The following is a 26,927-nucleotide window of genomic DNA, read 5'->3' as shown; positions in this document are numbered from 1 at the left end:
CTCCATCGTTAACTACATGGTTATGAAACCTGTCGGTTATGAAGAGGAGCTGTCGGGCGTCTTCGCGGCGCTCGCCGATCCGACGCGGCGCGCGATTCTGAGCCGGTTGAAGCACGGCGATGCGACGGTTGCCGAGCTTGCGGCGCCGTTCAGCATGTCGCAGCCGGCGGTGTCGAAGCATCTGAAAGTGCTCGAGCAGGTGGGGCTGATCAGCCGTTCGCAGCGGGCGACCGCCCGGCTCAGCCACCTCGAACCCGAGCCGCTCCGCGAGGCGGCCGCGTGGTTGCTGGACTACCGCGCCTACTGGTCCGAGAGCTTCGACCGCTTGGGCGAGCTGCTCGACGACCTCCAGGGGGAAGCATGAAGATCGTCGCCGAACCCGGCGTACCGCAGGTTGTCGTGACCCGCGAGTTCCGCGCACCGCGCGAGCTGCTGTTCCGCGCGTACGCGGAGCCCTTCCTGGTCAAGCGCTGGCTCGGCCCCGCCGAGCTGGAACTGGTGGTGAACCAGCTCGACCCCCGGCACGGCGGCCGCTGGCGATGGACGCATTACGACAAGGCGGGCAAAGGCTACGCGTTCCACGGGCTCTACCACGGAGATCCGACGCCCGAGCGGATCGTGCAGACGTACGAGTTCGACCACGCGCCCGGCACTGTCTATTTGAACCTGATCACCTTCGACGAGCGCGACGGTGTGACGACGCTGACGCAGAACACCGTGTTCTTCGCGGTCGAGGACCGTGACCGCTATGTTGCCGGCGGCATGGATCGCGGTCTCCGCGCGTCGATGGCGAAACTCGACGAACTCGTCAACCGTTTGGCCGAGGAGGCCCGCTGATGATGCTGGAGAACAAATACGCGGTCGTGTATGGCGCGGCCGGTCCGATCGGCGCCGCGGTCGCGAGAGCGTTCGCTGCCGAAGGCGCGACGGTCTGCCTCGCCGGTCGTACGGCGGAACGCCTGGAGCGCGTTGCCGGCGACATTCGCGCGGCCGATGGGAAGGCCGAGATCGCAGTCGTCGACGCCCTCGACGAACGTTCCGTCGACGAGCACGCGGCCGGTCTGTCGCGGATCGACATTTCGTTCAACCTGATCGGTCACCGGCAGTTCTTCGGCACGCCGCTGATCGACATGGCACACGCCGACGTCGAGGAGCCCGTGCGGAACATGCTGCGCACGTACTACCTGACCTCCCGTGCGGCGGCCCGGCGGATGATCGCGCAGCGGTCCGGCGTGATCCTGACCTTCGGCGGGTACGGCGATCCGATGCCGAACCTGGGTGCGTTCCAGGTGGGATTCGGTGCGGTCGAGGCGATGCGCCGTACGTTGGCGGCCGAGCTCGGCCCGCACGGCATCCGCGTGATCACTCTGCAGTCCAACGGGATTCCGGAGGCGAATCCGGACACCTACCCCGAGGACTTCCGGCGCGAGGTCGCCGAACAGACCGCGGCTCAGACCATGCTGAAGCGCGCGGCCACACTGTCCGACGTCGGGGCCGCGGCCGTGTTCGCGGCGTCCGATCTGGCGCGGTCGATCACCGGGACAGCGCTGAACATCACCGCCGGCGCGGTGGTCAACTAGCTCAGGAAGTCGATGGTGGGCGCGGTTTCCTTGGCGGCCAGGTACGCCGGCCACGCGACGGCCAGGTCCTGCCACGGGAGTCCGACCGGTGCGTAGACGGTGACCTCGTCCGGCGTACGGCGTCCTGCAGCGGTGCCGGTCAGAACTTCGGACAAGGTCGCGTGCTTGGCTTCGACGCCTACGTTGCCTAAGGCACCCATTTGGACGGCGAGTGCCCAGTCGTCGACGATGACGCCGGCATTGCGCAAAAGGTCGGCGCTGAGTTCGATCTTGCCAGGTTCGTCGGCGCCGAGAGTGGTGAGGTGGAGCCCGGGTCTGAGGTCGGCCGCGGTGAGCAATGGCGCGCGGGACCAGGTGGCGAGGACGACGACGTCCGCCTTCGCCGCTACCTCCTGCGCGCTGGTTGCGGTGGTTCCGGGAATGCCTTGCGTGGTGAGGAACTCCGCCGATCGCTCCGGTACGACGTCGTGGACGACCAGGCGCTCCACCTTGCGCAGGGCGGTGAGACCGGCGAGGACCATCGCGGCCTGTGTGCCGGCACCGACCACGCCGACGACGGCGCTCTGATCTGTCGCCAGTACATGGGTCGCAAGGGCAGCCGCCAGTCCGGTGCGCCAGGCGGTGACGGTTGCGCTGTCGAGGAGTGCGAGCAGCGTGCCGTCCGTCAGATCGTGAAGACACACCACACCACGCAACGCCGGTGCGCGGCTGGGAACTTGGCATTGACCTTGACGGTGTACGCCGGGATGCCCGGGATCACACCCGGCAACAACGCGGTCGCCGTACCCGGCCCCGGCAGGTCGGTCCGAATTCGCAACGGTTGATCCGCATTCGCCGAGCGGAAACCGTCCCGCAGCACCTCGAGCACCGCAGGAACCGCGAGCACCCGCTCAACGTCCGACCGCGTAAGCAGAACCGTCACAACCACATGCTCCCAGCCCGCCCATGCCGCGCAGTACCAGCCACACCCGCCGAGTACCCCCGTCCGTCCGCTCCGACCTTGCGCGGGGGCGAACAGTACTCGGGAGTGTGGACAGGGAATGGGCGGTGTGCACAGGAAATAACGGGTGTAAGCGCACCGGACCCTGTTCACGCCCACGCCAGTTGGCGCAGGGTGCCGGGGTTCTGTGGGCTGGGTTGGCGGTGCGGTGCGATGCAAGCGAGCAGGTGCCCGGGGTGAACAGTTCTTGGGGGTGTGGACGGGTGGTGGTGGGTGTGCACAGGAAATAACGGGTGTACGGGCACCGGATCCTGTTCACGCCCCCGCCAGTTGGCCCGGGGTACCGGGTTCTGTGGGCTGGGTTGGCGGTGCGGGCCGGCCGAGGCAGTACGGCGGTGTGGTGCGGGCGAGCAGGTGCGGTCGGGGTGAACAGTTCTTGGGGGTGTGCACGGGTGGTGGTGGGTGTCCACAGGAAATAACGGGTGTACGGGCACCAGATCCTGTTCACACCCACGCGAACTGGCGCGGGCGTGCTGAAGAGGGGCGTGCTGCGGAGGTGCTGGTGGGGAGGGGGACGGGTGGTGGGCGTGGGTGCGGAGGTGCTGGGTGTGGGAGAGCTAGGGATGGTGGGGTTGGTGGTTGGGGAGGTGGCGGGCTGGAAGGCGGATGGGGGCGCGCCAGAGGGGGGAGTTCGGGGGGATCATGCCGTGGCGGATGGCGATGTAGTGGAGCAGGCGGAGGGGGCCGGCGATGAGGATGAAGGCGAGGGGCAGTTCGACCAGGGCGGCGCTGAGGAGGGCTTGGGTGAGGTCGGTGCCGCGTTGGCTGGTCATGATGTCGAACCAGGCGTCGCAGACCAGCAGTACGCCGGACGCGAACGCTGCCGGGAAGACGAGTTGCTTGCGTTTCCAGCCGGCCACGCCGGTGAGGATCAGCATCGCCAGCAGGAGGATGTCGAAGCCGACCCAGGTCGCGACCCAGTTGCGGGCGACGTAATGCTTGGGCAGGGTTTCCGCGAGGTAGACGGTCCACGGGATCAGGGCGGCGGCGCAGACGAGCATCAGGACCGCTCGCCACTTGCGCATCCGTTCGAGGGTGCGTCGGGACGGGAGCCCGGCGGGCCGGGGCGCGAGCCGCAGGATCAGCTCCTGCCGTTCCTGCGGCGTCATCGCCGCGATCTCTTCATCGGTCAACCGCACACCTTCGAGTATGCCCCGGCCGATCGAGCCTTGTGAATGCAATCACAAGCGGCTATTCTGGTGTTCCGTAGCAACTCGACAGGCGAGGTGCCGACGATGACCGAGCGCAAGCCACCCGGTATGAAGACCCAGGACTGGGTCGAGGCCCAGATCAAGCGAGCCCAGAACGCGGGCGAGTTCGACGATCTCGCGCACGCGGGCAAGCCGCTGAAACTGGCCGACGGGCACGACCCGGACTGGTGGGTGAAGGATTTCATCCGCCGCGAGCAGATCGAGACCGATGCGCTGCTGCCGTCGGCGGTCCAGTTGCGCAAGGAGAAGCAGCAGGTCCACGAGAAGGTCCGGAAGATGCGGCGCGAGTCGGAGGTGCGGGAGTACCTCGCCGATCTGAACAAGCGGATCCGGCTCGCCATCCGCGACACCACCGGACCGGTCGTTCCGACGGGCCCGGTGAACGAGGAGGTCGTCATTGCCCAGTGGCGGATGGACCGCCCCGCCCGCGAGCCCGCCGTACAACCGGCCGAGCCCACGCGCCCCCGGACGAAGTCCTTCTGGCAGCGCCTCTTCAGCTGAGCGCGGCGGCCCTTCGGCTGAGCAGCGGGGTAGTCAGTCCGCGAGGAGCTTGCGAGCGGCAGCCTCCAGGTCGTGCTCGCTGAGCAGGACCTCGTGGGCGGCCTTGCCCAGCGGCACGTACGAGTCGTAGCTGGTCACCCGCGCGAGCCGGCCCGAGTACCCGTGGTCGATCAGCGTGGCGAGCACGCCCTCGGACACGCCGCCGGAGCGCCGGGTCTCGTCGGCGACCAGGACGCGGCCGGTAGCGGTTGCCTCGCGCAACAAATCCTCGACCGGCAGCGGAGCCAGCCAGCGAAGATCCAGCACGCGCGCCCCCGGCACCCGCGCGGCCACCCGCAGACTCATCGGCACCCCGTTCCCGAACGTCACGATGGTCAGCTCGGTGCCGTCGCCGTACGTCCGCGCTCGCCCGATCGGTGCCGCCGCACCGTCGTACGGCGTCAGCCACTGCTCGTCACCTTCCGCGAAGAGGTCACGCCGGTGGTACAACGCGATCGGCTCGAGGAAAACGCTGACGGTGCCGGACGATCGTGCCGCCGCCGCGCAGGTGTGCAGCATCGCGGCGGCGTCGTCCGGGCGGGACGGTGACGCGATCACGAGGCCGGGGATGTCGCGCAGCACGCCGATCGCGTCGTCGTTGTGGAAGTGGCCGCCGAAGCCCTTCTGGTAGCCGTAGCCGGCGATCCGCAGCACCATCGGGTTCGCGTACTGCTCCTGCGAGAAGAACTTCAGCGACGCCGCCTCACCGCGCAACTGGTCCTCGGCGTTGTGCAGATAGGCGAGGTACTGGATCTCGGGAATCGGCAGCAACCCCGACACCCCCGCGCCGAGCGCCAGCCCGAGGATCGACTGCTCGTCGAGCAACGTGTCGAACACCCGCGCCGGCCCGAACGCCTTCTGCAGTCCGCGCGTCACGCCGTACACACCGCCCTTGCGGCCGACGTCCTCGCCGAAGACCATCGCCTCGGGATACGACGCCAGTACGTCGTTGAGCGCGCGGTTGATCGCCTGACTCAAGGTGACCCGCTCGCCGGCCGGGCTCCGGGCCGGCAACGCCTCCGCGACCACGGACGGTTCGGGGAGGCGCAGCGGCGCCGCGACGGCCTCGGGGGACGTGAGCTGGGGCAGCCCCGCGACGTCGGCCGCGATCCGGAGCGCTTCGGCCTGCTTGTCCTCGTACAGTTCGACGATCTCGTCCGCGGTGTAGCCGGCGCCGAGCAGGTACCGCGCCGTACCGAGCAGCGGGTCGAGCTCCTCGTCCGCGGCCACCTCGGCGGGGGACCGGTACGCCGTCTCCACGTCCGAACCCGCGTGCCCGAGCAGCCGAACGGTCCGCAACCGCAGGAACGCCGGCCGCCGGTTCCGCCGGACGAAGGTCGCCGCCTCGGTCGCCATCGACAGCGCCGCGTCGAGGTCCGTGCCGTCCGCGTCGAAGTACCGCAGGCCGGGCCGCGAGCCGTACGCCTGCCGGATCCAGCCGTCCGGCGTCCGCACGCTGATCCCGAGGCCGTTGTCCTCGCAGACCAGCAGCAACGGCATCGGCAACCCCTGGTACGACGCGTGCAACGCCGCGTTGATCGCGCCGGTCGCGGTCGAATGATTGGCGGACGCGTCGCCGAAACTGGTCACCACGATCGCGTCGGACGGCCACGGGGACGGTACGCCGAGTTTCGCCGACCGGTTCATCGAGAACGCGACGCCCATCGCGCGCGGCAGGTGCGAGGCGATCGTCGACGTCTGCGGGATGATCGACAGGTCGTGCCGCCCGAACACCTTGTGCCGGCCGCCCGCGATCGGTTCGCTGGTCGCCGCGGCGACGCCGAGCAGGATGTCCCGCAGACCGTCCTTCGACCCGCATTGCGCGGCCCGGGCCAGGTAGAACGCGCCGGAGCGGTAGTGCAGCAGCGCCGGGTCGGTCGGCGCCAGGGCCGCGGCGACGGCCGCGTTGCCCTCGTGACCGGCCGAGCCGATCGTGTAGAAACCGGTGCCCTGGGACTGCATCCAGCGGGCCGCGAGATCCGCGTGCCGGCTCCCGAGCTGGGCGTCGAACAGGGTGCGCAGCAGTTCGTCGTCGTGCTCCCACGGCGCCGGGGCGAGGCTGCGGACGCGGTCGGCGAAGGTCCTCATTTGATCCATGATCCGGGATCGCGCGGACGTTGACAGCTCCGCCCACGGATTGAACTGGTCACAGCCGGCGCCCCGCGCGGCGGCCGGGAACCGGGCCGAAGGGTTGTTCGTTCATCGGACAAGGCGGACTCTGTGGGGTGTGGGGACGGTGGGTGAGCTGTGGTGATGCGCCTTTCCCCGGCCGCTCGGCGGGCGGGGGTCGCGGCCGGTCTCGGCGTCGGAACAGCCGGGGCGCTGGCCGGCGTCCTGCTGCTCGGTCCGCTCGCGGCCGCCGTCCTGCTGGCGGTCGTGTTCGCGCTGGTCTGGCCGTTGGCGATGGTGGTCCGGCACGTCACGGACGAGGCGCCGTACGGCTCGGCGGTGAAGGTCGCGGGGACCGCGGCGATCGGCGTGTTGTGCCTGCCCGGGCTGGTGCGGTTGCTCGCGTGGGGCGCGATCGGTGTGGTCGTGGCGCTGGCGCTCGCCGGGCTGTTCGTGCTGATCGACTTCGCCGTACCGAGCCGGGAGCCGCGCCGCCGGACGTCGCGTCAGCAGCGGCGGCTGAAGGAGCTGTCCGAGATCCAGGTCGCCGAGGACGAGCGGCTGATCGCGTCGCTGCAGTGCCCGCTGTCGATCGAGGAGCTGTGCGGGGTGTGGTCCGAGACGGCCACGCAGCTCGCCCAGGGCACCGGGCTGCGCGACCGGCAGGCGGTGGCCGAGGTACGCCGGATCTGCCTGGACGAATTCGAGCGCCGGAATCCGGCCGGGTTCCACCGCTGGCTCGAAGCCGGCGCCCCGGCCAACCCGAGCCATTACCTCCTCCCAGCCGGAGGCGACGGCCCCACCCCGGCCTGATGCAAACCGTCGTCAGGCGGCCTTCTTGCGGCCCTGACCCGACTTGGCGGTAGATTTCTTGGCTGGGGACTTCTTGGCAGGGGACTTCTTCGCGGTGGATTTGCCCGACTTGGAGCGTGCCGACCGGGACTTGCGGGCCTCCTCGACGCTCGCGCGCAGCGCGGCGACCAGGTCGGTCGGGTTCGTCGCCTGCGGCTCCTCCTCGGAGTAGACGACCTCCTTGCCTTGATGCTTGGACTTCACCAGCTCCTTGACCCGCTCGGTGTAGGTGTCCTGGTACGCCGCCGGCTTCCACTCGCCGCTCATCGCCTCGATCAGGTCGACGGCCATCGACAGCTGCTTGCCGCCACCGGACTTCCGCGGCAGGTCACCGAGTTCTTCGTCCGGGTCGCGGATCTCGTCGGCGAAGTACATCGTCTCCAGCACCAGCACCTTGCCGTCCGCTCGGATCGTGGCCAGGTACTCCTTGCCGCGCATCACGAACTTCGCGATCCCGGCCCGGTTCGTCTTGGCCAGCGCGTCCCGCAGCAGCGCGTACGACGAGGCGTTCTCGGCGTCCGACGGCGCCAGGTAGTAGCTCTTCTGGAAGTGCAGCGGGTCGATCTCGTCCAGGTCGACGAACGTGCCGATCTCCAGCGACCGGGATTTGCCCGGTGCGATGTCGTCCAGCTCGTCCTGTTCGACGATGACGTACTCGCCGCCGCCGACGTCGTGCCCCTTGACGATCTTCTCGTACGGGACCTCGCGGCCGGTGCGCTCGTTCACCCGCTTGTACCGGATCCGGTCCGACGTCCCCTGCTGGAACTGGTGGAAGTCGATCTCGTGCTCCTGCGTCGCGCTGTACAGCCCGACCGGGACCGACACCAGCCCGAAGTTGATGTACCCGCTCCAGATCGCCCGTGCCATCCGCCGGCTCCTTCCGCTCCTGGACCGGCAGGTACCCAGCCCGGCGCGTTTCGTACCGCCGCCCTCGGAACAGGTGTCTTCAGAGCCGGTTGTAGTGCTTCCGGGCTTCGCGGCTTGCCTTCTGCGCCTCACGGGCGGCTCGGCGGGCCTCGTCCAGTTCGCTGCCGAGTCGGTGAACCAGTGCCTGGGCTTCGGCGAGGGCCTCGCGGGCTTCGTCGAGCCGGTTGTCGAGATCCTCCACCTTCGACTCGGCTTCTTGCGCGGCGGCGACGGCGTCCTCGAACGCCTGTTTGGCCTCGGCCTTCGCGGCTGCCTCGCGTTCCTCGCGCTCGCGCCGTTCGCGCTCCTCGGCCTCCCGCGCCTTGCGCTCGGCCGCCGACTCCTTGGTGTCCCCCTGAGCGGTCTCGGCGGCCTGCTGTGCCTTGCGGCGCTCGCGGGCGGCCTTGCGGCGGTCGTCGGTGAGCGGGGTGACGTTGGTCGGTTCGCCGCTCTCGTCGACGACGCCGAAGCCGACGTGTCGCAGCGCGCTGCTCAGCCGCCCCTCACGGACGGCGTCCCCGGCGGCCGGGTCGACCAAGGCCGCGTCGAGTGTTTCGCGGAGCTTCTGACCGACGTCGGCGCTGACCTTCTGGCCCTCCTCGTTCGCGAGCCGGGTGGCTTGTTCGGTCAGCTTGTCGAGCAACTGATGACGTTGCGGCGTCAGCTCGCGGAGCCGCTCGCCGTCGAGGTCGGCGGTCGCCTCCCGGAATTCGTCGCCGAGTGCGAGCAGTTCGTCGAGTTCGTCGGGCAGCTTGCGGGCCACCAGGTTCGCGATCCAGGCCGCGACCGTGGGCTTGCGCAGCGCCTTGAGCCGCGTCGCGCCCAGCGTGTCGCCGTCGGCCTTCAGCTGTTTCGCCAGCTCGTTGCGGGTAGCAATGAAGTCGGCCGCCGGCGCCGCGTACACCGCGTCCGCCGCCTCCTCGAAGTCCACGAGCCGACGGTACCCGAATCAGCTGCCGTTGAGACCCCGCTGCTCGGCCAGCTCGGTGCGCAGTGTCTCCAGAATGCCGCGCAGCAGTCGCGAGACCTGCATCTGGCTGACCCCCAGCTCCTGCCCGATCTCCTCCTGGGTGAATCCGTCGCAGAACCGCAGCTTGAGGATCCGCTTGTCCCGCTCACCCAGACTCGCGACGGCCGGCGACAGCGTATGGACGTTCTCGACCAGTTCGTACCCGTCCTCGGCGCCGGCGACCGTGTCCATCAGCGTCGTCGCGCCGTCCGTCGCCCCGGGCGCGTCGAGTGAGAGGGTACTGAAACAGCCGCGGACCGAGGTGGCCTCAGCGACTTCGGAGGCGTCCGTGCCGAGCGCCTTGGCGGTCTCCTCGTCGGTCGGCACGTGGCCGAGCCGCTGGATCAGTTCGGGTTCGGCCGCGGCGATCGTGCCCTGCATTTCCTGCACGCGGCGCGGCGGCCGGATCGTCCACGCACAGTCCCGGAAGTACCGTTTCAGCTCGCCGCGGATCGTCGGTACGGCGTACGACAGAAACGGGGTCGACGCGTTCAGGCGGTAGCCGTTCGCGGCTTTCACCAGGCCGAGGTACGCGACCTGTTCGAGATCGTCGGCGTCGACGCCCTTGCTGCGGTAGCGGGACGCTATCGAGCGGGCGACCGGGGCGTTCAGCAGAACCACCTGATCGAGGCATTCCTGATGGCGCGGGTCCGGGACCCTGTCGGCCTCGAGCAGCAGCTCGTAGGTTGCGTCGGCAATTGTCTGTTTCGAGACTTCTGCAGCGGCGATCGTCACGGGAGATACCTCGGCGTGTCGTCGTGCGTGTCGTGGCAGGGGCTGAACCACTTGTCTCCACCAGACCAAACTCGGGCGGCGAGATCAAGTACTCGGCTGTTACGGCTGTTTGAAACACGTAACGCCTGACAGTAACTGTCAGGTTTCGATGGTTTGCTCGCACTCATGAACGAGTGTTGCGCCGTCGTCGACCTGCGCCAGTACACGTTGCGTGCCGGACAACGGGATCGGCTGATCGATGTCTTCGACACCCATCTCGTCGAGAGTCAGGAACGGGCCGGGATGCACATCGTCGGCCAGTTCCGGGATCTCGACGACCCGAACCGGTTCGTCTGGATTCGCGGTTTCCGCGATCTGCCGGCCCGTGCGGAGGCCTTGCAAACGTTTTACTACGGCCCGGTCTGGCGCGAGCACTCAACGGCTGCGAACGCGACGATGGTCGATTCCGACAACGCGCTGCTCCTGCGGCCGGCCCGGCTGACCGCCGGGTACCCGACGCTCGACGCGTCGAGGCCGGGTACGCCGGCAGCCTCGGTGATCGCCGGGGCCGTTTACCACCGCGGCAGTGCGGACGACGGGTTCGTCGAGTTCTTCACCGATCACGTGCTCCCGGTGCTGTCCGCGACCGGCGCCGAACCCGTTGCGGTGTTCACCAGTGTGGTTGCCGAGAACAACTTCCCCCGGCTGCCGCTGCGCGACGAGGTGGTGCTGGCCTGGTTCACACGGTTCGCCGACGACGCGGCGTACGACGACCATCGGCAGCGGCTCGCCGACTCGCCCGCGTGGCAGCGGAGGGTGCTGCCTGAGCTGGTCTGCCGCTCGGCGAAGCCGGCCCAGGAGTTGCGGCTGCGGCCGACCGCCCGCTCACAGCTCAGGTAATTGCGTTGCGCGGTCCGGGGCGGGCCGGGCATCCTGGTTTGACCGTGCGGCGGAGAGCGCTGCCTGGACCTAAGGAGGGCTGACGGATGGCCATCACTGTGCTGCGGCATGTCCGCGTCAGTCCCACCTCACCGTTCAGGAGCAACTCCGTTGTCTACCGAGTACGACCTCACTTCACTCTTCTCTGACGACTACGACTCCCGCCGGCCCGAATCGGTCGACGACGAGTCCCGACCCGATCCGGACGGTCCGTTCGTCTTCGCGTTCCACGCCGTCGACGAGCACCTCGGCCCGGATCAGCGGTGGTCCACCTGGCTGGACGTCGAGCGCGGCTCTCGCGGGCCTGATCCCCGCCCGGACTGGGTGGTGACGGAACAGGCCGCGATCGACACCGAGCTCGGCGTCCTCAAAACCGGTAAGGAAGCCGACGTCTTCCTGCTCGAACGGGCCGTCGAAGCCATCGGCGACAACCCGGCGAAGTCCTCGCTGCTGGCCGCGAAGCGGTACCGCACCGAGGAACACCGGTCCTTCCACCGCAGTACGGCGTACGTCGAGGGGCGCCGTACCCGCAACAGCCGGGACAGCCGGGCGATGGCGAAGAAGACCGCGCACGGCCGGTCGGTCGCGGCCGGGCAGTGGGCGTACGCCGAATGGGACGCCCTCAACCGGCTGTGGAAGGCCGGCGTTCCGGTGCCGTACCCGGTGCAGGTCGACGGCACCGAGCTGCTGATGGAGTTCATCGACGACGGGGAGGGCGGCGCCGCGCCACGGCTCGCCCAGGTCCGGCCGCCGAAGGACCTGCTCGGCAGCTACTTCGAGCAGGTCCGCGACGGGATGCGCGAGCTGGCGCGGGCCGGTCTGGCGCACGGAGACCTGTCGCCGTACAACGTGCTCGCGCAGGGCGATCGGATCGTGATGATCGACCTGCCGCAGGTGGTCGATGTCGTCGGCAACCCGAAGGGGATGGACTTCCTGCTGCGCGACTGCCGCAACATGGCGGCCTGGTTCACCAACCGCGGCCTGGAGATCGACGAACAGGAGCTGTTCGCCGATCTGCTCACGATGGTGTTCTGATCGGTCGGTGAACCGCGGCGGGGCGTCAGGACACAGCCTTCAGGCTCAATCCTTCAGGATGCTGCCTTCAGGACACGGCCTTGGCCGCCGCGCGCCCCGCCGTACGGCCGGTGAACAGGCAGCCGCCGAGGAACGTGCCCTCCAGCGAGCGGTACCCGTGCACGCCGCCGCCGCCGAAGCCCGCGACCTCGCCGGCCGCGTAGACACCGGGCAGCGGTGTGCCGTCGGTTCGCAACACCCGCGAGTCGAGGTCGGTCTGCAGGCCGCCGAGCGACTTGCGGGTCAGGATGTTCAGCCGGACCGCGATCAGCGGCCCCGCCTTCGGGTCGAGGATCCGGTGCGGCGAGGCGACCCGGATGAGCTTGTCGCCGCGGTAGTTCCGGGCACCGCGCAGCGCGGTGATCTGCAGGTCCTTCGTGAACGTGTTGGTCAGCTCGCGGTCCCGCGCGACGATCTGCCGCTCCAGGTCGTCGAGGTCGATCAGATTGTCGCCGGTGAGGTCGTTCATCGCCCGGACCAGGTCCGGAAGGTTGCCGCGGACAATGAAGTCCTCGCCCTTGTCCATGAACGCCTGCACGGGCGCCGTCGGCCCGCCGCGGGCGCGGCCGAGCACGCCGCGGATGTCCTTGCCGGTGAGGTCCGGGTTCTGCTCCTGGCCGGAGAGGGCGAATTCCTTCTCGATGATCTTCTGGGTCAGGACGAACCACGTGTAGTCGTACCCGGTCCGCATGATGTGCTCGAGCGTCCCGAGCGTGTCGAACCCCGGGAACAGCGGCACAGGCAGCCGCTTGCCGGTCGCGTCGAACCACAGCGACGACGGGCCGGGCAGGATCCGGATGCCGTGCAGCGGCCAGATCGGGTCCCAGTTCTGAATGCCCTCGGTGTAGTGCCACATCCGGTCGCGGTTCACGGACCGGCCGCCGGCGCGCTCGGTGATCGCGAGCATCCGGCCGTCGACGTGTGCCGGGACGCCGCTGATCATCCGCTCCGGCGGCTTGCCCATCCGCTGCGGCCACTGCGCGCGGACGAGGTCGTGGTTGCCGCCGATCCCGCCGGAGGTGACGATCACCGCCTGCGCCCGGAGGTTGAAGTCACCGGTCTCGGTGCGTGAGCTCGGTGCACCCCGCGGTACGTCGCTGGGCTCGAGCACCTTGCCCGCGACGCCGTCGACGACACCGCCGGTCATCGTCAGCTCGTCGACCCGGTGCCGGAAGCGGAACTCCACGAGCCCCTTGGCGACGGCTTCCCGGACGCGCCGCTCGAACGGCTCGACCAGGCCCGGCCCGGTGCCCCAGGTGATGTGGAACCGCGGCACCGAGTTGCCGTGCCCGTCGGCGGTGTAGCCACCGCGCTCGGCCCAGCCGACCACCGGGAAGAAGCGCACGCCCTGGGCATGCAGCCACGGGCGCTTCTCGCCGGCCGCCCAGTCGACGTACGCCTCGGCCCACTGGCGCGCCCACTTGTCCTCGTCGTCCAGCCGGTCGAACCCGGCCGAGCCGAGCCAGTCCTGCAGGGCGAGGTCGTGGGAGTCCTTGATTCCCATCCGGCGCTGCTCCGGCGAGTCCACGAACAGCAGCCCGCCGAAGGACCAGAACGCCTGGCCGCCGAGCGACGCCTCCGGCTCCTGGTCCAGCAGCAGTACCTTCCGGCCTGCGTCGGCCAGTTCGGCGGTCGCGGCCAGACCGGCCAGCCCCGCCCCGACGACGATCACATCAGCGTCCATGTCGAGAATGTATAGCGCACTTGGGAGGATGGGGCAGTGACGATCATTTCTGCTCAAAACGTCGTACTTCCCGCAGCTTCGCTCGGTCCGGAGAACCCGCTCGCCCCGCTCCGCATGCACCGCGAACCGCATCACGTCGAGAACCTCGACGAGCTGCCTGCTGACCTGCGCGAGAACATCGGGTACGGGCGCCTGCACAGTCCACTGCCGTGCCTGAACCAGGACGGGTACGACCGGGTGCTGACCGAGACGGCCTTCCCGGCCCTCGCCTTGGAGAACGAGCACCTGAAGCTGGTCGTCCTGCCGACCCTCGGCGGCCGGCTGATGTCGCTCGTCCACAAGGACAGCGGCGAGGAGTTGCTCTATCGCAACCCGGTCTTCCAGCCGGCGAACCTTGCCCTGCGCAACGCCTGGTTCGCCGGCGGCGTCGAATGGAACGTCGGCAGCACCGGCCACTGGACCGGTACCTGCGCGCCGATGCACGCCGCCCGCGTCGAGGGCCCGGACGGCACGCCGGTACTGCGGCTGTGGGAACTCGAGCGCACCCGCAACCTCGTCACCCAACTCGACTTCCTCCTGCCCGAGGGCTCGGAGTTCGTGTACGTCGGGGTGCGGCTGCAGAACCCGTCCGACGTCGAGGTCCCGGCGTACTGGTGGTCGAACATCGCCGTACCGCAATCCCCGGACCGTCGGGTGCTCGTGCCCGCCGACCAGGCGTGGCAGTTCGGGTACACGCGCCGGCTGGACCTGGTCGACGTCCAGACCGACCTCACCTACCCGATGCGGCACCCGCGGGCGATCGACTACTTCTTCGAGCCGCTACCGGGCGAGGCGTCGTGGATCGCGTCGGTCGACGGCGCGGGCAACGGCCTCGTCCAGGCGTCGACCGTACGACTGCCGGGGCGCAAGCTCTTCGTCTGGGGCCAGGGCGACGGTGGACGCCGCTGGCAGGAGTGGTTGTCGCCCGGTCTGGAGGGCGACGGGTACGCCGAGATCCAGGCCGGACTGGCGCGCACGCAGATGGAGCACCTCAAGCTGCCCGCCCGGACGTCGTGGCACTGGCTGGAAGCGTACGGGCGACTCTCGATGGACGCCGGTGTCGCGCACTCCGAGGACTGGACGACCGCCCGCACCGGTGGTGCGGCAGCGCTGCAGGACCTGCTGACCGAACTGCCGGCTCGTGAGCAAGCATGGCTGGAGATCGTCGACGCGGTTCCGGCCGAACGGCTCGCGACCGGGTCCGGCTGGGGTGCGCTGGAATTGCAGCGGACGGGTTGGACGGTGTCGGACGGTACGCCGTTCGACGACGACACGATGACCGCGCGCGAAAGGGCGTGGCTGCCGCTGCTCGAGGGGCGGTTGCCGGTGAGCGACGCCGTACCGGACGGGACGCTGGTGGCGTGGCGGGAGTTGCTGGAGGCGGCCGAGGAGAACTGGCTGGTCTGGTACCACCGCGGCGTGGCGCGGCACTACCACGGCGATGTCGACGGTGCCGTCGAGGCGTGGCGGCGGTCCGGGGACAACGTGTGGGCGCTGCGCAACCTTGGCCTCGTGACGGGCGAGCTGGCGTACTACGAGCGCGCTGTCGAGCTGCGGCCCGAGCTGGTGGAGCTCGTCGCGGAGGCGGTCACCCTCGCGCTCGGTACCGACGTACAGCGAGCCGAGCGGATGCTCGTGGACGCCCCCGACGATCCGCGCATCCAGCTGCTGCGGGTGCGCCACGCGCTGGAGACCGGTGATCCGCAGCGAGCGCACGATCTGCTGGCCGTGGGCATCCAGCTGGCTACGGTCCGGGAAGGCGCGAACCCGCTCACCGATTACTGGCTGGCTGCCGAGGAGGCGCTCGGAACGCAGCGGCCGGTGCCGCCGCAGTACCAGTTCGGGATGGGCGGAAACTGACAACTACACGTCAACTCTACCTCTGGTAACACCGCTCCACCGGACTCTACTATGGTCCTGTAGAAAGGAATTTGTACTTACCTGGAACCAAGTGGAGTCCGGTGGCGTCCCACCGGTGTGCGGCACCTGCCGCACAAGGCAGTTTCGACAGACGACCGCGTCGCTCGCGGGCGGCGCGTCGGGGGTGAGTGCCATGTTGACGATCGTTGTGCTCGGTGGGTTCGGCCTGGTGCTGGTGGTTGCGGCCTTCATCGTGACCGAGGTTCTGGCCGGTCTCCGGCGAGACGTGCGCCCCACCGGCACAGAAGAAAAGACCGCGGGACAGGTGATCCGGGTGCGTGGCCCGGTCCGCGGCCAACTGCAGAACGGTGCCCCGGCGGTCTACACCGAGGTCATCGTCGAGTACTACAGCCGCCGGGGTGAGGGACCGTTCCAGGTCACTCGCAAGTTCCCCGTCGGAAGCCGTATTCCTTACGCGAAGGGTGACCGGGTGATCGTCGTCTACGACGTCCGGACGCCACGCCGGGCCCGCCTGGCCGGCCGGGTCAGCCACTGGCCGACCCTGGGACCGTATTCCGCTGCTCCGGCAGCCTGAAGAACGTCCTGCTTGAGCCGCGCTCGGCTCAAGCAGGAAGGTGCGGGGCGAGCAGGTCGTACAGCACCGGGCGGCCCCGGCTCAGAACGTACTCCGCCTCGTCCAGCGGCAACCGATCGGCCAGATGGGCCAAGGCCTCGCCCATCGTGATGCTCAGCGTCACCGCCAGCCGGAAGTCCCGCGAGTCGCGGGCCCCGAAGCGCGCCGCCAGTAACTCCGCGAACTCCCCGGCGTGCTGGTCGTCGAACTCACCCGGCTTCGACTCCAGTTCCGGATCGCCGAGCCCGCTCAGTACGACCGCCTTGAAACCCGGGTCGGTGCGGTGCATCTCGCGGAACGTGTCCAGCGTGACGTCGACCGCCTGCCGCCAGTTCGCCACCGCGGCCAGCCGCTCGCGGACCGCCTCGGTGTACCGCGCCTGGTTGCGGCGCTCGATCGCCTGGATCAGGCTGCGCTTGTCCGGGAAGTACCGGTACACGCTGCCGACCGCGATCTCGGCACGTTTCGCGATCCCGCTCGTCGACGCCGCGTCGTACCCGCGCTCCACCACCTCGGCGCAGGCCGCGTCCAGGATCCGCTCGACCTGGCGGCTGGCCCGATCCTGGGTCGGCGTCCGGCGCAGCGGATAGGCCCCCGAAGTCACCATTCACTCATTGTCCACATTCCGCGGGACATCGTTGCCACCTCTGTGTGACAGATTGCCGACAGTTGGCGACACGTCGGTTCTTTCGTCGAGGCGATTGCTCGCGACAGCGGGCCCGCGGACAACAGTGGGCGGCTGCGGTTCAACCAGGTGCAGATGATCGGGTCGCACAATTCGTACCACCGCGAGCTCAGTCCGGCCGAGCAGCAGGTCCAGAAGTCCCTGGAACCCGGCTCGGTCAACCTCTGGTACTCGCACGCGCCGCTCGGTCAGCAGTTGAGCGACCAGAACATCCGGACCCTCGAGCTCGACCTGCTCCCGGATCCGGACGGCGGCCTGTACACCACCCGCTGATCCGGAAGCTGACCGGTCAGGGCCCGCTCACCGACCCCGCGATGGCGCAGCCGGGCATCAAGGTCATGCACGTCCCCGACTTCGACTACAACACCACCTGCTCGACCTTCGTCCGCTGCCTGCAGCAGGTGAAGACCTGGTCGGACCGGAACCCGAACCACATCCCGATCACGATCAACCTCGAACTGAAGCAGTCCGACCCGAGGGTGGTCGCGGCCGGCGGCGTGCAGTCGCCGCCGTGGGACGCGGCCGCCCTGGACGGCGTCGACCGGGAGATCCGGTCGGTGTTCTCCGAGCGGGAGCTGCTCACCCCCGACGATTTGCGCAAACCCGGCCTGACGCTCGAGCAGTCGGTGCTGACCAAGGGCTGGCCGAAGCTGGACGAGGCTCGCGGCCAGGTGCTGTTCTACTTCGACAACGGCGGTCCCGGGGCGATCCGCGACCTGTACCGCACCGACCGGCCGAACCTGGAAGGCCGGGCCGTTTTCACCCGGGGCCCGGAGGGAGAGCCGGATGCGGCGATCACCCAGGTGAACGACCCGCGCGGCGCGAACCAGGCCGAGATCCAGCGGCTGGTCGCGAAGGGGTACCTGATCCGGACCCGTTCCGACGAGCCGATGGCGACGATCCGCGACCAGGACTACAGCCGGCTCGGCATCGCGCTGGCCAGCGGCGCGCAGGTGGTGACGACCGACTGGCCGGTCGCGGGCATGGCCGCGCGGTACGACAGCGACTTCGTCGCCAAGCTGCCCGGGCGTACCGCCGTACGATGCAATCCGGTGACGGCGCCGAACTGGTGCCGCGGAGACGTCGCGGGAAGGTGACCTGAATGTCGGAGCACGTGGTCGATGTCAGTTGGAGCCGTGGTGAGCGCGAGTTCAGCTACGAGACCTACGACCGGGACCACGAGTGGCGCTTCGACGGCGGTGTCACGGTGCCGGGCTCGGCGAACCCGAAGTACCTGGGCAACCCGGGCCCGGTCGACCCGGAGGAGGCGTTCGTCGCGGCGCTGTCGTCCTGCCACATGCTGACGTTCCTGGCGATCGCGGCCCGCAAGCGGCTGGTGGTCGACGCGTACGACGACCACGCGGTCGGCGTGATGGCGAAGAACGCGGCCGGCCGACTCGCGATCACGCAGGTGACGCTGCACCCGAAGGTCGTCTGGGGCGGCGCGGAGCCGGACGCGGCCACGATCGACCGGATGCACCACCTGGCCCACCAGGAATGCTTCATCGCGAACTCCGTGACCACCGAGATCACGGTTGCTTCCGGCAACTGAGCTGCCGGGATCGGCGGCCGAAAATGTAACTACCCGCCGACCGGCCTGAGCCTCGCGCAAACGGCGTCAGGACGGTCGGCGGGTGGTGAGGTGCACCCCTGTGGTGGTGCACCGGTAACGGGTCCGCGGGCGCTTCGCACGGGGCGCCTCTGCGTTCGTGTGCGACATCCGTGCGGTCTGGCTCGGTGGGCAAGACCGTTCGGGTGCGCCGCCCGGACCCGTTCGCCCGGAAGGCGCCGGATTACTGCTCGGCGGTGGCGTCGGTCCGGTCGTCGGTGGTCTGGGTCGCGGCCAGGAGGTCCTCGAGTTCACGGACCTGCTCGGTGGCCATCGTGCTCATCAGTCGGTGGATCGTCATGCCGGTGAGACGCGGTCGCCGCGAAGTCATGACGGGAATCCGAGATGTGACCTGAGTCACTAGCTTTCGTCGAGTCCGTCCAGCCGGAGCGGGACGAGCCTGCGGGCGTCGTCGTACGACGTGCCGGTCAGCTCGAGCAGGTCGACGATCGTCGAGCGGACCTGGCCGAGGACGACCGCCGCGGACAGCCCGGCCGGCAGCGGCAGTTCCGCAGTCCGGCGGCCGAGTTCACCGAGGACCCGGTGCGCGGCCACCTCCGCGGCCGGTTCGAACAGCGACGCACCGATCAGCCGGGTGCCGTCGGCAAGGCGCTCGAGCAGGATCGGGTACTCCGCGGGCATCGCCTCGTCACGCCACACCGACACCGCGCACCGGCGTACCAGCACCCGGATGTTCCGGATCGCGCGGTCGAGCGGTACGACGAGCTCGGCGATCTCCTCGACCCGGCCGCGCTGCCGCCGACGAAACGGCGACAGCCGGACGACCGCGACGCCCTCGTCGGCGGCGCTGCGCAGGTCGTCGAGCTGGGATTCGCTGGCCCGGGCCCGGCGCAGCGCGTCGGTGACAGCGTCCTCGTCGCGGGACCGCAGCCCGTCGGCGGTCTCGACCAGAATCTCGGCCAGCTCCGCGAGGACCCCGGCGGCTTGTTGCCGGGGGCGCCGGATCGCGGCGGCCGGTGCGATCGTGGCGGCCGCGAGCGCGACCAGTCCGCCGAGCGCGGCGTCCTGCCAGCGGCTGAAGCCCGCACCCGGATTGGGCAGCAGCGTGGTCACGATCGCGGCCTGGACGCCGGCCTGCGTGGTCATCAGGTTGCCGGCGCCGAGCAGTACGGCGATGGTCATCGCGAGCGCGATCACGAAGATCAGCTGCAGCACACCGGTGCCGAACACCTTCACGAACAGGTCGCCCACGCCGACCCCGACCGCTACGCCGACCATCACCTCGGCCACCCGCCGCAGCCGCTGACCGAAGCTGAACCCGAGACACACCATCGCCGCGACCGGCGCGAAGAACGGCTGCTTGTGACCGACGGCGTACCGCGCCAGCGCCCACGCGACACCGGCCGCGAGCGCGCACTGGGCGATGAAGAACGCCCGGTCACGCAGACGCTCGGTCCGGCGGCGGACCGAGGCACGCGACCGGCGCGCGGCCTGCGGCGCGATGTCGTCGCGCAGCTCACGCAACTGGTCCAACGTCAGCCTGACCGGATCCACGCAGCCATTGTGCGGGATGGGTGCGCCCGCTTGATTCACTCGCGCCCACGGTTCAGGGTGGCTTCATGACCGAGAACAACCGCGAGGACTACGGCAGCTACTCCGTCGACGACGAGGACCAGCTGCAGCCGGAGGACACGCTCGACAACCGCGGCGTGGCCGATCTGCTCGACGAGGGCTACTCACCGCCCGAGAAGTGGTCCGCGGGTGAAGGCTTCGGCACGACCGCCGAGGAGGCACTGCAGGGCGAGTCCCTGGACCAGCGGATCGCTCAGGAGGTCCCGGACGTCGACCCGTACGCCGAGGACGGCGAGGACGTCGGCGGACCCGAGGTCGGCTCGGAGCGCTCCGGCCGCCTGGTCGCCACCGACGAGGGCGCGCACCGCGACGAGGACAGCGAGCTGTACGCCGAGGACGTCGGCATCGACGGCGCCGCCGCCGGCGCGGAAGAGGCCGCGGTCCACGTCGTCGACGACGAGGACAACTTCGAACTCGACTCCGACGACGACCAGGACCTCGAGAGCTACCGCGACGTAGACCTGGGCGACGTCACGGACCTCGAAGACTGACCCCCGCGCCAGCCGGTGCGCCCGAGTTGCGCGCGGCGCGAGGCGTGGCCGCGCCGGTGGTGCGCGGGGTCAGGTGCGGGTACGGCGGGTGGCTAGCAGGCGGGCGCCGTGGCGCGGGACGAGGGTGACGTTCTTGGCCTGGGGTGGCTCGGGGGTGGGGTCGGGGGCGTGCAGGTCGTAGGTGGTGAGGACGGCGCGGAGGATTTCGGTCGCTTCCATCAGGGAGAAGCCGGCGCCGATGCAGCGCCGGGCGCCGCCGCCGAAGGGCATCCAGGTGCCGGGCGCGGGTGGATCCTCGGACAGGAAGCGGCGCGGGCGGAACTCCTTCGGCGCCGGGAAGTGCTCGCCGTCGGCGTGCACCAGGCCGACCGCGGCCATGATCGTCGTTCCGCGCGGCAGTCGGTAGCCGGCGACGTCCGCAGTGCCGGTCAGTCGGCGGCCTACCTGATAGACGACCGGATGCAGCCGAAGCGACTCCTTGACGATCGCCTCGAGTTCGTCGTCGGCGCCGGTGTCGGCGGCGCGCTGCCCGAACTGCAGGTCGTCCGGCCGCCGCGCGAGCTCGTGGAACGTCCAGGCCAGCGCGGTCGCGGTCGTCTCGTGCCCGGCGAGCAGGAGCGTCACCAGTTGGTCGCGCAGTTCCACGTCCGACCAGTTGCCCGCGGCAAGCAGTCGGGAGAGTACGTCAGTACGCCCGGCGAACGTCCCGCGGCGCGCGGCGATCTCGTCGTACAGGATCTCGTCGACGCGCCGCTGCGTGTCCAGGTACGACTTCCACGGCCGGATCCGCAACAGCTGCGGATAGAACCCGCCGAGCATGATCACCGGCGACACCGAGACGATCTTGTCGAGCAGCGGGCGCAGCGTGTTCAGCCGATCGACGTCGGTGACCCCGAAGATCACCTGCAGGATGATCTCCAGCGTCAGGTTCCGCATCCGCTGGTGGACCTCGAACGGCTGCTCGACCGGCCACTCGGCCACTTCGGCGCGGGCGAGTTCGAGGACCATCCCGGCGTACCCGCGGAGCGCCGCGCCGGAGAACGCCGGCATCAGCTGTTTGCGCATCCGGGCGTGGTCTTCGTCGTCGAGGAGCAGCAGCGAGTGCGAGCCCATGATCGGCTCGAGCACCATGTTCCCCTCGCCTGCGTGCATCACCGACGGCGACGCGGCGAAGACCTCCTTGATGTGCTCCGGCCGGCTCAGGACCACGCACACGCGGCTCGTCGGCACCAGCCGGATCGTGAACACGTCGCCGTACCGTTCCCGCATCCGGGGGAAGAACGTACTGCGGTGGCTCGCGAACAGCAGGCTCTGCACGATGGTCGGCAGCTTCGGACCCGGCGGCAGCGTGCGGGCCGTCTGCCGGTCGAGCGTCCGGGAGCCGAGCAAAGGTGTCCGCGCCATGCCTTCAACGCTACGACAGGCAGCTGAACAGCGCAGGCAGGAAAGGTGAAGGCCCGCCCGGGGGGAGGGATCGGGCGGGCCTTCAGGGGATGGGTCAGGAACGCTTGAAGCGCAGCGTGAGGATCTGGAACGGACGGAGCTCGAAGCTCACCCCGTTGTCCGTCAGCTCACGGTCGGCCAGGTGCCGCTCGAGCAGGTCGACCTCGGTCACCGACGCCGCCGCGAAGGCCGGCGTGACGGTGGCCCGGGCGCGACCGCCGCTCGACTCGTACAGCCGGACGACCACGTCGCCGGACTGGTCGTCGGCCAGCTTGAGCGCCTCGACGATCACGTTGTCGTTGTCGACCGCAACGATCGGCTCGACGCCGGCGGCACCGCTGACGACGCGCTCCGGCAGGTTGATCCGGTAGCCCTCCTCGATCGCCTCGGGGATCCCAGCGTCGACGACCAGCGCGTGGTTGACGGTGTGCACACCCTGGTCGGTCTTCGGGTCGGGGAACCGCGGCGCCCGGATCAGCGAGGTGCGGATCGTGGTCGTGGTGCCACCGTCCTCGCGGGCGGTCCGGTTGATGTCGTGACCGTACGTCGAGTCGTTCACCACCGCGACGCCGTACCCGGGCTCGCCGACGTGCACCCAGCGGTGCGCCGCGATCTCGAACTTCGCCGCGTCCCACGAGGTGTTCTGGTGCGTCGGCCGGAAGATGTGCCCGAACTGCGTCTCGGACGCCGACCGGTCCGCGTGTACGTCGACCGGGTACGCCGCCTTGAGGAACTTCTCCGACTCGTGCCAGTCCATCTCGGTCTCGATGTCGACCCGCTTCGTGCCCGGGCGGATGCGCAGCGTCTGGGTCACCGTGGACCGGTTGAAGGACCGCTTCACGACCACGGTCGCGACGCCGTCGACGGTGCTGAAGTCGACGCTGTCGACCTCGGTCACGTCCCGGACGTTGTTCTTGTAGAACGAGTCGACGTCCCACGCGTCCCAGTGGTTCGGGGTGTCCACGTGCAGCTGCAGAAGGTTGCCCACGGCACCCGGTGCGATCACCTCGCGCTGCGCCTCGACGTCGTACAGCGAGGTGATCAGGCCGCGCTCGTCGATGGTGACCCGGATCCGGCCGTTGTCCACGACGCCGTTGTCGACCGTCACCGCCTGGCCGTCGACGGATGCGACACCCGCGCCGAGCCCGGGGACGCCGTTGCGGGTGTGCGGGGCGGCGTTGAAGACGATCTGCTCCGAGCCGTCGCCGGCCAGCGCCTGCTGGGCCTTGGTGATGATCGCGTTCAGCTCCGCGGCGACCTTGGCGTAGGTCTCCTCGGCCTCACGGTGCACCCACGAGATCGACGAGCCCGGCAGGATGTCGTGGAACTGGTGCAGCAGCGCCACCTTCCACAGCCGGTCGAGGTCCTCGTACGGGTACGTATCGAGCTTGCCAGCGACGACCGCCGCGGCGCTCCACAGCTCGGCCTCGCGGAGCAGGTGCTCGGTGCGCCGGTTGCCCTGCTTGGTCTTGGCCTGCGAGGTGTACGTCGCCCGGTGGATCTCCAGGTAGAGCTCCCCGGACCAGACCGGCGCGTGGTCGCGGTACTCGTCCTCGGCGGCGGTGAAGAACTCGGTCGGGGACTCGATGGTCACCCGCGGCGAGGACTCCAGGTTCGCCACCCGGCGCGCGGTCGCGACGAACTCGCGGGTGGGGCCGCCACCGCCGTCGCCGTAGCCGAACGGGACCAGCGAGCGGGTCGCCGCGCCGTTCTCGGCGAAGTTACGCTGCGCGTGCGCCAGCTCGCGGCCCGACAGGTCGGAGTTGTAGGTGTCGATCGGCGGGAAGTGGGTGAACACCCGGGTCCCGTCCAGGCCCTCCCACCAGAAGGTGTGGTGCGGGAACTTGTTCTCCTTGTTCCAGGAGATCTTCTGGGTCAGGAACCACTTCGAGCCGGACAGCTTCACCAGCTGCGGCAGCGCCGCGGTGTAGCCGAACGAGTCCGGCAGCCAGACCTCCTGGGTGTCGATCCCGTACTCGTCCAGGAAGAACCGCTTGCCGTGCACGAACTGCCGGGCCAGCGCCTCGCTGCCGGGCAGGTTGGTGTCGGACTCGACCCACATGCCGCCCACCGGGACGATGTGGCCCTCGGCAACGGCCTTCTTCAGCCGCTCCCAGACCTCCGGGTAGTTTTCCTTCACCCAGGCGTGCTGCTGGGCCTGCGAGAACGCGAAGACCAGCTCCGGGTACTCCTCGGCCAACGTGGCGACGTTGGACACCGTCCGCGCCACCTTGCGGCGGGTCTCGCGCAGCGGCCAGAGCCACGCGGAGTCGATGTGCGCGTGGCCGACCGCGGACAGCTGATGCGCGCTGGCGTGCGCCGGGCGGCTCAGGACGTCGGTCAGCTGGGCGCGGGCGTCCGCGGCGGTGCCGGCGACGTCCTCGTAGTCCAGTGCGTCCAGCGAGCGGCTGAGCGCCCGCAGGATCTCCCGGCGGCGCGGGTCCTGCAGGGACAGCTCACGCTGCAGGCCGTCGAGCGCCTCGAGGTCGAGGATCAGGTCCCACACCTCGGCGTTGAAGACCGCCAGGTCCGCGCGGGTCAGCTGGTAGATCGGCGTGTCGCCCAGCTTGGCGCCGATGTCGACCTTTGCGTAGGCGTTGTCGAGCGGGATCTCCGGGTTGGCCGCGGCCTCGACGTAGAACTCGATCCGGTCGCCCGGCGAGGCCGCCGTACCGTCCGGGCCGAGGATCGACAGCGGGGCGTAGGTCTGCCGCGGGTGCAGGCCCTTGAGCGGGCGGCCGGAGGTGGTGTGCACCAGGCCCTCCGCGGAGAAGCCGGGGCCGCCGCTGAAGCCGAGGTCGATGACGGCCTCGATCTCCTGGCCGGTCCACTCGGCCGGTACCTGGCCGCTGAACTTGAACCAGGCGGTGCCCCACGCCGGACCCCACGGCAGGCCGATCTGGGCGGGCTCGAAGGTCTGGGCCAGCGCCTCGGCGGGGGACACCGGTTCACCGGGTGCGTGCCACACCTCGATGTCCAGCGGGACCGCCGCGCCGTAGATCGCGGGGCGGAGCCGCTCCCGCAGGGCGCGCTTCAGCCGCTCCTCGATGAGTTGACGGTCGTCGTGCACGAAATCAGCCTCCGGGAAATGAGCGTCGGGGCGACCGACCCGGCCGCGCCGATGACAACGCTGTCACACGGACCCCGGATGCGTCCAGACGCAGTTTCACTCTCGCTGTGTGAATCTCGTTGCCGGGTCCGGTGCGGATCGTCGCGAGGGTCCCGGTGCGTAGCGGTTGGATTGCGGGGTGCGGGCGCCGCTACCCGCACGGCCCGGTTGTTGTCTAGGTTGTCCTGCATGGATCGCCCCCGCCTGTTCCCCTCCTCCCGGCCGTCCGGTCTGCCTGAGCCCGGCTCCGCCCGGATGACCCGGCGCGGCGTGCTCGGCCTCGGCGCCGCCGCCGCGTCCGGCGTGCTGCTGCCCGGCTGCGCCCGCGGCCGCGCGGACGAGCCGGCGCCGGCCGGGCCTGCGGTGTTCGCGACCGGTAACGCCGGCGGCGTCTACAACACCTTCGGCACGGCGGTCAGCGCACTGGTGAGCGAGGTCACCGGGCAGGAGCTGAAGCCGATCGTCACCGACGGATCGGTCGACAACCTGTTCCAGGTCGCCGGGAACAAGGCCGACCTCGGGTTGTGTACGTCGGACTCGGCGCTGGCGGCGTACGAAGGGACCGGGGCGTTCGCCACCGGAAAGCGGCGGTTCACCGCGCTCGCCCGGGTGTACGACAACTACGTGCACGTCGTCGTCCCGATGGCGTCGAAGGCGACCGAGCTGATCCACCTGAACCCGAACCCGGACGACCCGAACGCCCGCAAGATGGTCGTCGGCGTCGGCCCGAAGAACTCCGGGACCGAGATCGTCGCAAACAAGATCCTGGCCGCCGCCGGTGTCGACGTGATCAAGCGGAACATGACGCTCGGCGAGATGGTGGCCGCGATCCAGCCCCGCGGCCAGGCCACCAAGGGTGCGCTCGACGCGTTCGTCTGGAGCGGTGGCGTGCCGACACTCCCGATCGCGAACCTGCAGAAGACGATCGGTTTCCGGCTGCTGGACATCGGCAAGCAGGCCCAGGCCATCGCCGTGCAGGAGTTCGGCGGGTTCGTGGTGTCGTCGGTGCCGCCGTCGCAGTACGGCCTGGCCAAGTCGGTGCCGACGCTCGCGGTCCCGAACTACCTGGTCGCCCGGCCGAACCTGCCGGACTCCTGGGCGTGGTGGACCGTCAACACCCTGTTCCGCCGCCAGAACGACCTGATCCCCGACCATCCCGAAGCCGGTGCCCTGGACCCCCGCTCGGCGATCGCCACCATGCCCGTCCCGCTCCACCCCGCCGCCGAACGCTGGTACCGCCAGAACCACATCTGACTCACGTCGCGGGGTACGAAACGCGGTGCCCGGCGTGACGCGGTGGTCGCGATCCGATGGGGTGCGGGATGGCTGGGGTAATTCCGGCGTAGATGCGATGGGGCGTGGCGGCGATGGGGCGTGGCGTTGACTGCGAGCTGCATCTGAGGAGGATTTTCCCGCGTATGGCGGGCAAAATCCTCCAGTGTCGTGCGGAAACTCTCTAGGAGAGTTTTCCGTGACCGTGACCGACCGTGACCGACCGTGACCGCGTGGCCGTGCTGGATCGTACGGGCTAACTCGATGGGATAACCGCGCCAGTTGGGGGTTCTCTGCTCGTGTACGGATGGAGAACCCCCAACACGCGGGGTTATCCGCTCGAATGCCGTGCCGCGGATCAGCCGGCGGTGATGTGGTCGGCGGTGTTCGGCACGCGGTGACGGTGCGGCGTCGTGGCGGTGGGTGGTGGCGCGAGGGTAGTGGTACGGCGCGAGGGTGGTGGCACGGCGCGGGGCGGTGGCGTGGGGGTGGTGGCGTGGTCGTCGGCGCTACCGGGTTTCCACAACACGGTGGGTTCACCCATCGTGTTGTGGGTTCCGTACCCTTCACACGG

Annotated in this window: 25 protein-coding genes and 1 pseudogene; 13 read left to right on the top strand and 13 right to left on the bottom strand. The window is 69.6% G+C overall.

Annotated elements, in window-relative coordinates; translation table 11 throughout:
• Positions 1 to 16: 16 nt before the first annotated feature.
• The 3 genes from AB0B82_RS20540 to AB0B82_RS20530 are packed head-to-tail and all read left to right on the top strand — an operon-like array spanning position 17 to position 1,580.
• Complete coding sequence (locus tag AB0B82_RS20540; protein ID WP_360170545.1) at positions 17 to 364, top strand: metalloregulator ArsR/SmtB family transcription factor; 348 nt, start codon at positions 17 to 19, stop codon at positions 362 to 364.
• Positions 361 to 837: an SRPBCC domain-containing protein gene (locus AB0B82_RS20535; protein WP_360170542.1), complete on the top strand. Its 477-nt coding sequence runs from the start codon at positions 361 to 363 to the stop codon at positions 835 to 837. The genes AB0B82_RS20540 and AB0B82_RS20535 overlap by 4 nt, the downstream gene beginning before the upstream one ends.
• The gene (locus AB0B82_RS20530) at positions 837 to 1,580 is read left to right on the top strand and encodes an SDR family oxidoreductase (protein ID WP_360170539.1); all 744 of its coding nucleotides are present in this window, start codon (positions 837 to 839) and stop codon (positions 1,578 to 1,580) included. Before AB0B82_RS20535 ends, AB0B82_RS20530 begins: the two co-directional genes overlap by 1 nt.
• On the opposite strand, the gene AB0B82_RS20525 is transcribed toward AB0B82_RS20530, so the two are convergent.
• From AB0B82_RS20525 to AB0B82_RS20515, 3 genes are all read right to left on the bottom strand, one after another.
• Entirely contained in the window at positions 1,577 to 2,263 is a 687-nt protein-coding gene (locus AB0B82_RS20525) for an NAD(P)-binding domain-containing protein (protein WP_360170536.1), read from the bottom strand. The genes AB0B82_RS20530 and AB0B82_RS20525 overlap by 4 nt on opposite strands.
• Positions 2,245 to 2,502, bottom strand: a complete 258-nt coding sequence (locus AB0B82_RS20520) for a hypothetical protein (protein ID WP_360170533.1) — start codon at positions 2,500 to 2,502, stop codon at positions 2,245 to 2,247. The genes AB0B82_RS20525 and AB0B82_RS20520 overlap by 19 nt, the downstream gene beginning before the upstream one ends.
• Before the next feature lie 635 nt (positions 2,503 to 3,137).
• Positions 3,138 to 3,713 carry a hypothetical protein gene (locus AB0B82_RS20515; protein WP_360170530.1) on the bottom strand — a complete coding sequence of 192 codons (576 nt, stop codon included), beginning with the start codon at positions 3,711 to 3,713 and terminating at the stop codon, positions 3,138 to 3,140.
• A 102-nt stretch (positions 3,714 to 3,815) separates the two neighbouring features.
• Here AB0B82_RS20515 and AB0B82_RS20510 point away from each other — a divergent pair, with 102 nt between their 5' ends.
• Positions 3,816 to 4,292 (top strand): DnaJ family domain-containing protein, encoded by a 477-nt coding sequence (locus tag AB0B82_RS20510; protein ID WP_360170527.1) that lies wholly within the window; start codon positions 3,816 to 3,818, stop codon positions 4,290 to 4,292.
• Positions 4,293 to 4,325: 33 nt separating this feature from the next.
• On the opposite strand, the gene AB0B82_RS20505 is transcribed toward AB0B82_RS20510, so the two are convergent.
• Entirely contained in the window at positions 4,326 to 6,419 is a 2,094-nt protein-coding gene (locus AB0B82_RS20505; protein ID WP_360170524.1) for a thiamine pyrophosphate-dependent enzyme, read from the bottom strand.
• Positions 6,420 to 6,584: 165 nt separating this feature from the next.
• Here AB0B82_RS20505 and AB0B82_RS20500 point away from each other — a divergent pair, with 165 nt between their 5' ends.
• Positions 6,585 to 7,253: a hypothetical protein gene (locus tag AB0B82_RS20500; RefSeq protein ID WP_360170521.1), complete on the top strand. Its 669-nt coding sequence runs from the start codon at positions 6,585 to 6,587 to the stop codon at positions 7,251 to 7,253.
• A 12-nt stretch (positions 7,254 to 7,265) separates the two neighbouring features.
• Here AB0B82_RS20500 and AB0B82_RS20495 read toward each other — a convergent pair whose 3' ends face one another.
• The 3 genes from AB0B82_RS20495 to AB0B82_RS20485 form a co-directional block, all read right to left on the bottom strand.
• A complete protein-coding gene (locus AB0B82_RS20495; protein WP_360170518.1) occupies positions 7,266 to 8,159 on the bottom strand; it encodes a Ku protein in 894 nt (297 codons plus the stop codon).
• Positions 8,160 to 8,238: 79 nt separating this feature from the next.
• Positions 8,239 to 9,129: a hypothetical protein gene (locus AB0B82_RS20490; RefSeq protein WP_360170515.1), complete on the bottom strand. Its 891-nt coding sequence runs from the start codon at positions 9,127 to 9,129 to the stop codon at positions 8,239 to 8,241.
• Positions 9,130 to 9,147: 18 nt separating this feature from the next.
• Positions 9,148 to 9,942: a sigma-70 family RNA polymerase sigma factor gene (locus AB0B82_RS20485; RefSeq protein ID WP_360170512.1), complete on the bottom strand. Its 795-nt coding sequence runs from the start codon at positions 9,940 to 9,942 to the stop codon at positions 9,148 to 9,150.
• A gap of 165 nt (positions 9,943 to 10,107) precedes the next feature.
• Between AB0B82_RS20485 and AB0B82_RS20480 the strand changes: the two genes are divergently transcribed.
• Positions 10,108 to 10,821 (top strand): NIPSNAP family protein, encoded by a 714-nt coding sequence (locus tag AB0B82_RS20480; protein WP_360170509.1) that lies wholly within the window; start codon positions 10,108 to 10,110, stop codon positions 10,819 to 10,821.
• A gap of 150 nt (positions 10,822 to 10,971) precedes the next feature.
• Positions 10,972 to 11,895, top strand: a complete 924-nt coding sequence (locus tag AB0B82_RS20475) for an RIO1 family regulatory kinase/ATPase (RefSeq protein WP_360170506.1) — start codon at positions 10,972 to 10,974, stop codon at positions 11,893 to 11,895.
• Positions 11,896 to 11,962: 67 nt separating this feature from the next.
• On the opposite strand, the gene AB0B82_RS20470 is transcribed toward AB0B82_RS20475, so the two are convergent.
• Complete coding sequence (locus tag AB0B82_RS20470) at positions 11,963 to 13,618, bottom strand: FAD-binding dehydrogenase (RefSeq protein WP_360170503.1); 1,656 nt, start codon at positions 13,616 to 13,618, stop codon at positions 11,963 to 11,965.
• Positions 13,619 to 13,654: 36 nt separating this feature from the next.
• Here AB0B82_RS20470 and AB0B82_RS20465 point away from each other — a divergent pair, with 36 nt between their 5' ends.
• Both AB0B82_RS20465 and AB0B82_RS20460 read left to right on the top strand, forming a co-directional pair.
• Complete coding sequence (locus AB0B82_RS20465; RefSeq protein WP_360170500.1) at positions 13,655 to 15,517, top strand: DUF5107 domain-containing protein; 1,863 nt, start codon at positions 13,655 to 13,657, stop codon at positions 15,515 to 15,517.
• A gap of 193 nt (positions 15,518 to 15,710) precedes the next feature.
• A complete protein-coding gene (locus AB0B82_RS20460) occupies positions 15,711 to 16,112 on the top strand; it encodes a DUF3592 domain-containing protein (RefSeq protein WP_360170497.1) in 402 nt (133 codons plus the stop codon).
• Between the two features lie 28 nt (positions 16,113 to 16,140).
• Here the strand turns inward: AB0B82_RS20460 and AB0B82_RS20455 are convergent, their stop codons facing one another.
• Positions 16,141 to 16,758 carry a TetR/AcrR family transcriptional regulator gene (locus tag AB0B82_RS20455; RefSeq protein WP_360170494.1) on the bottom strand — a complete coding sequence of 206 codons (618 nt, stop codon included), beginning with the start codon at positions 16,756 to 16,758 and terminating at the stop codon, positions 16,141 to 16,143.
• 153 nt (positions 16,759 to 16,911) lie between these two features.
• Between AB0B82_RS20455 and AB0B82_RS20450 the strand changes: the two are divergent.
• Positions 16,912 to 17,933 (top strand): annotated as a pseudogene (locus AB0B82_RS20450) (phosphatidylinositol-specific phospholipase C1-like protein).
• A gap of 5 nt (positions 17,934 to 17,938) precedes the next feature.
• Entirely contained in the window at positions 17,939 to 18,388 is a 450-nt protein-coding gene (locus AB0B82_RS20445) for an OsmC family protein (protein ID WP_360170491.1), read from the top strand.
• A gap of 241 nt (positions 18,389 to 18,629) precedes the next feature.
• Here the strand turns inward: AB0B82_RS20445 and AB0B82_RS20440 are convergent, their stop codons facing one another.
• Complete coding sequence (locus tag AB0B82_RS20440; protein WP_360170488.1) at positions 18,630 to 18,776, bottom strand: hypothetical protein; 147 nt, start codon at positions 18,774 to 18,776, stop codon at positions 18,630 to 18,632.
• A 29-nt stretch (positions 18,777 to 18,805) separates the two neighbouring features.
• Positions 18,806 to 19,960: an FUSC family protein gene (locus AB0B82_RS20435; RefSeq protein ID WP_360170485.1), complete on the bottom strand. Its 1,155-nt coding sequence runs from the start codon at positions 19,958 to 19,960 to the stop codon at positions 18,806 to 18,808.
• A 65-nt stretch (positions 19,961 to 20,025) separates the two neighbouring features.
• Between AB0B82_RS20435 and AB0B82_RS20430 the strand changes: the two genes are divergently transcribed.
• Positions 20,026 to 20,529 carry a DUF5709 domain-containing protein gene (locus AB0B82_RS20430; protein WP_360170482.1) on the top strand — a complete coding sequence of 168 codons (504 nt, stop codon included), beginning with the start codon at positions 20,026 to 20,028 and terminating at the stop codon, positions 20,527 to 20,529.
• Positions 20,530 to 20,598: 69 nt separating this feature from the next.
• Here the strand turns inward: AB0B82_RS20430 and AB0B82_RS20425 are convergent, their stop codons facing one another.
• Both AB0B82_RS20425 and AB0B82_RS20420 read right to left on the bottom strand, forming a co-directional pair.
• The gene (locus AB0B82_RS20425; protein WP_360170479.1) at positions 20,599 to 21,933 is read right to left on the bottom strand and encodes a cytochrome P450; all 1,335 of its coding nucleotides are present in this window, start codon (positions 21,931 to 21,933) and stop codon (positions 20,599 to 20,601) included.
• 94 nt (positions 21,934 to 22,027) lie between these two features.
• A complete protein-coding gene (locus AB0B82_RS20420) occupies positions 22,028 to 25,042 on the bottom strand; it encodes a glycoside hydrolase family 38 C-terminal domain-containing protein (protein ID WP_360170476.1) in 3,015 nt (1,004 codons plus the stop codon).
• A 228-nt stretch (positions 25,043 to 25,270) separates the two neighbouring features.
• Here AB0B82_RS20420 and AB0B82_RS20415 point away from each other — a divergent pair, with 228 nt between their 5' ends.
• Entirely contained in the window at positions 25,271 to 26,335 is a 1,065-nt protein-coding gene (locus AB0B82_RS20415) for a TAXI family TRAP transporter solute-binding subunit (RefSeq protein ID WP_360170473.1), read from the top strand.
• The last annotated feature ends 592 nt before the right edge of the window (positions 26,336 to 26,927 follow it).

The organism is Kribbella sp. NPDC048915 (assembly GCF_040649595.1).
Lineage (GTDB): Bacteria > Actinomycetota > Actinomycetes > Propionibacteriales > Kribbellaceae > Kribbella.
Note: the sequence above shows the minus strand (reverse complement) of the source record. Positions and strands in the feature narration are given on the sequence as shown.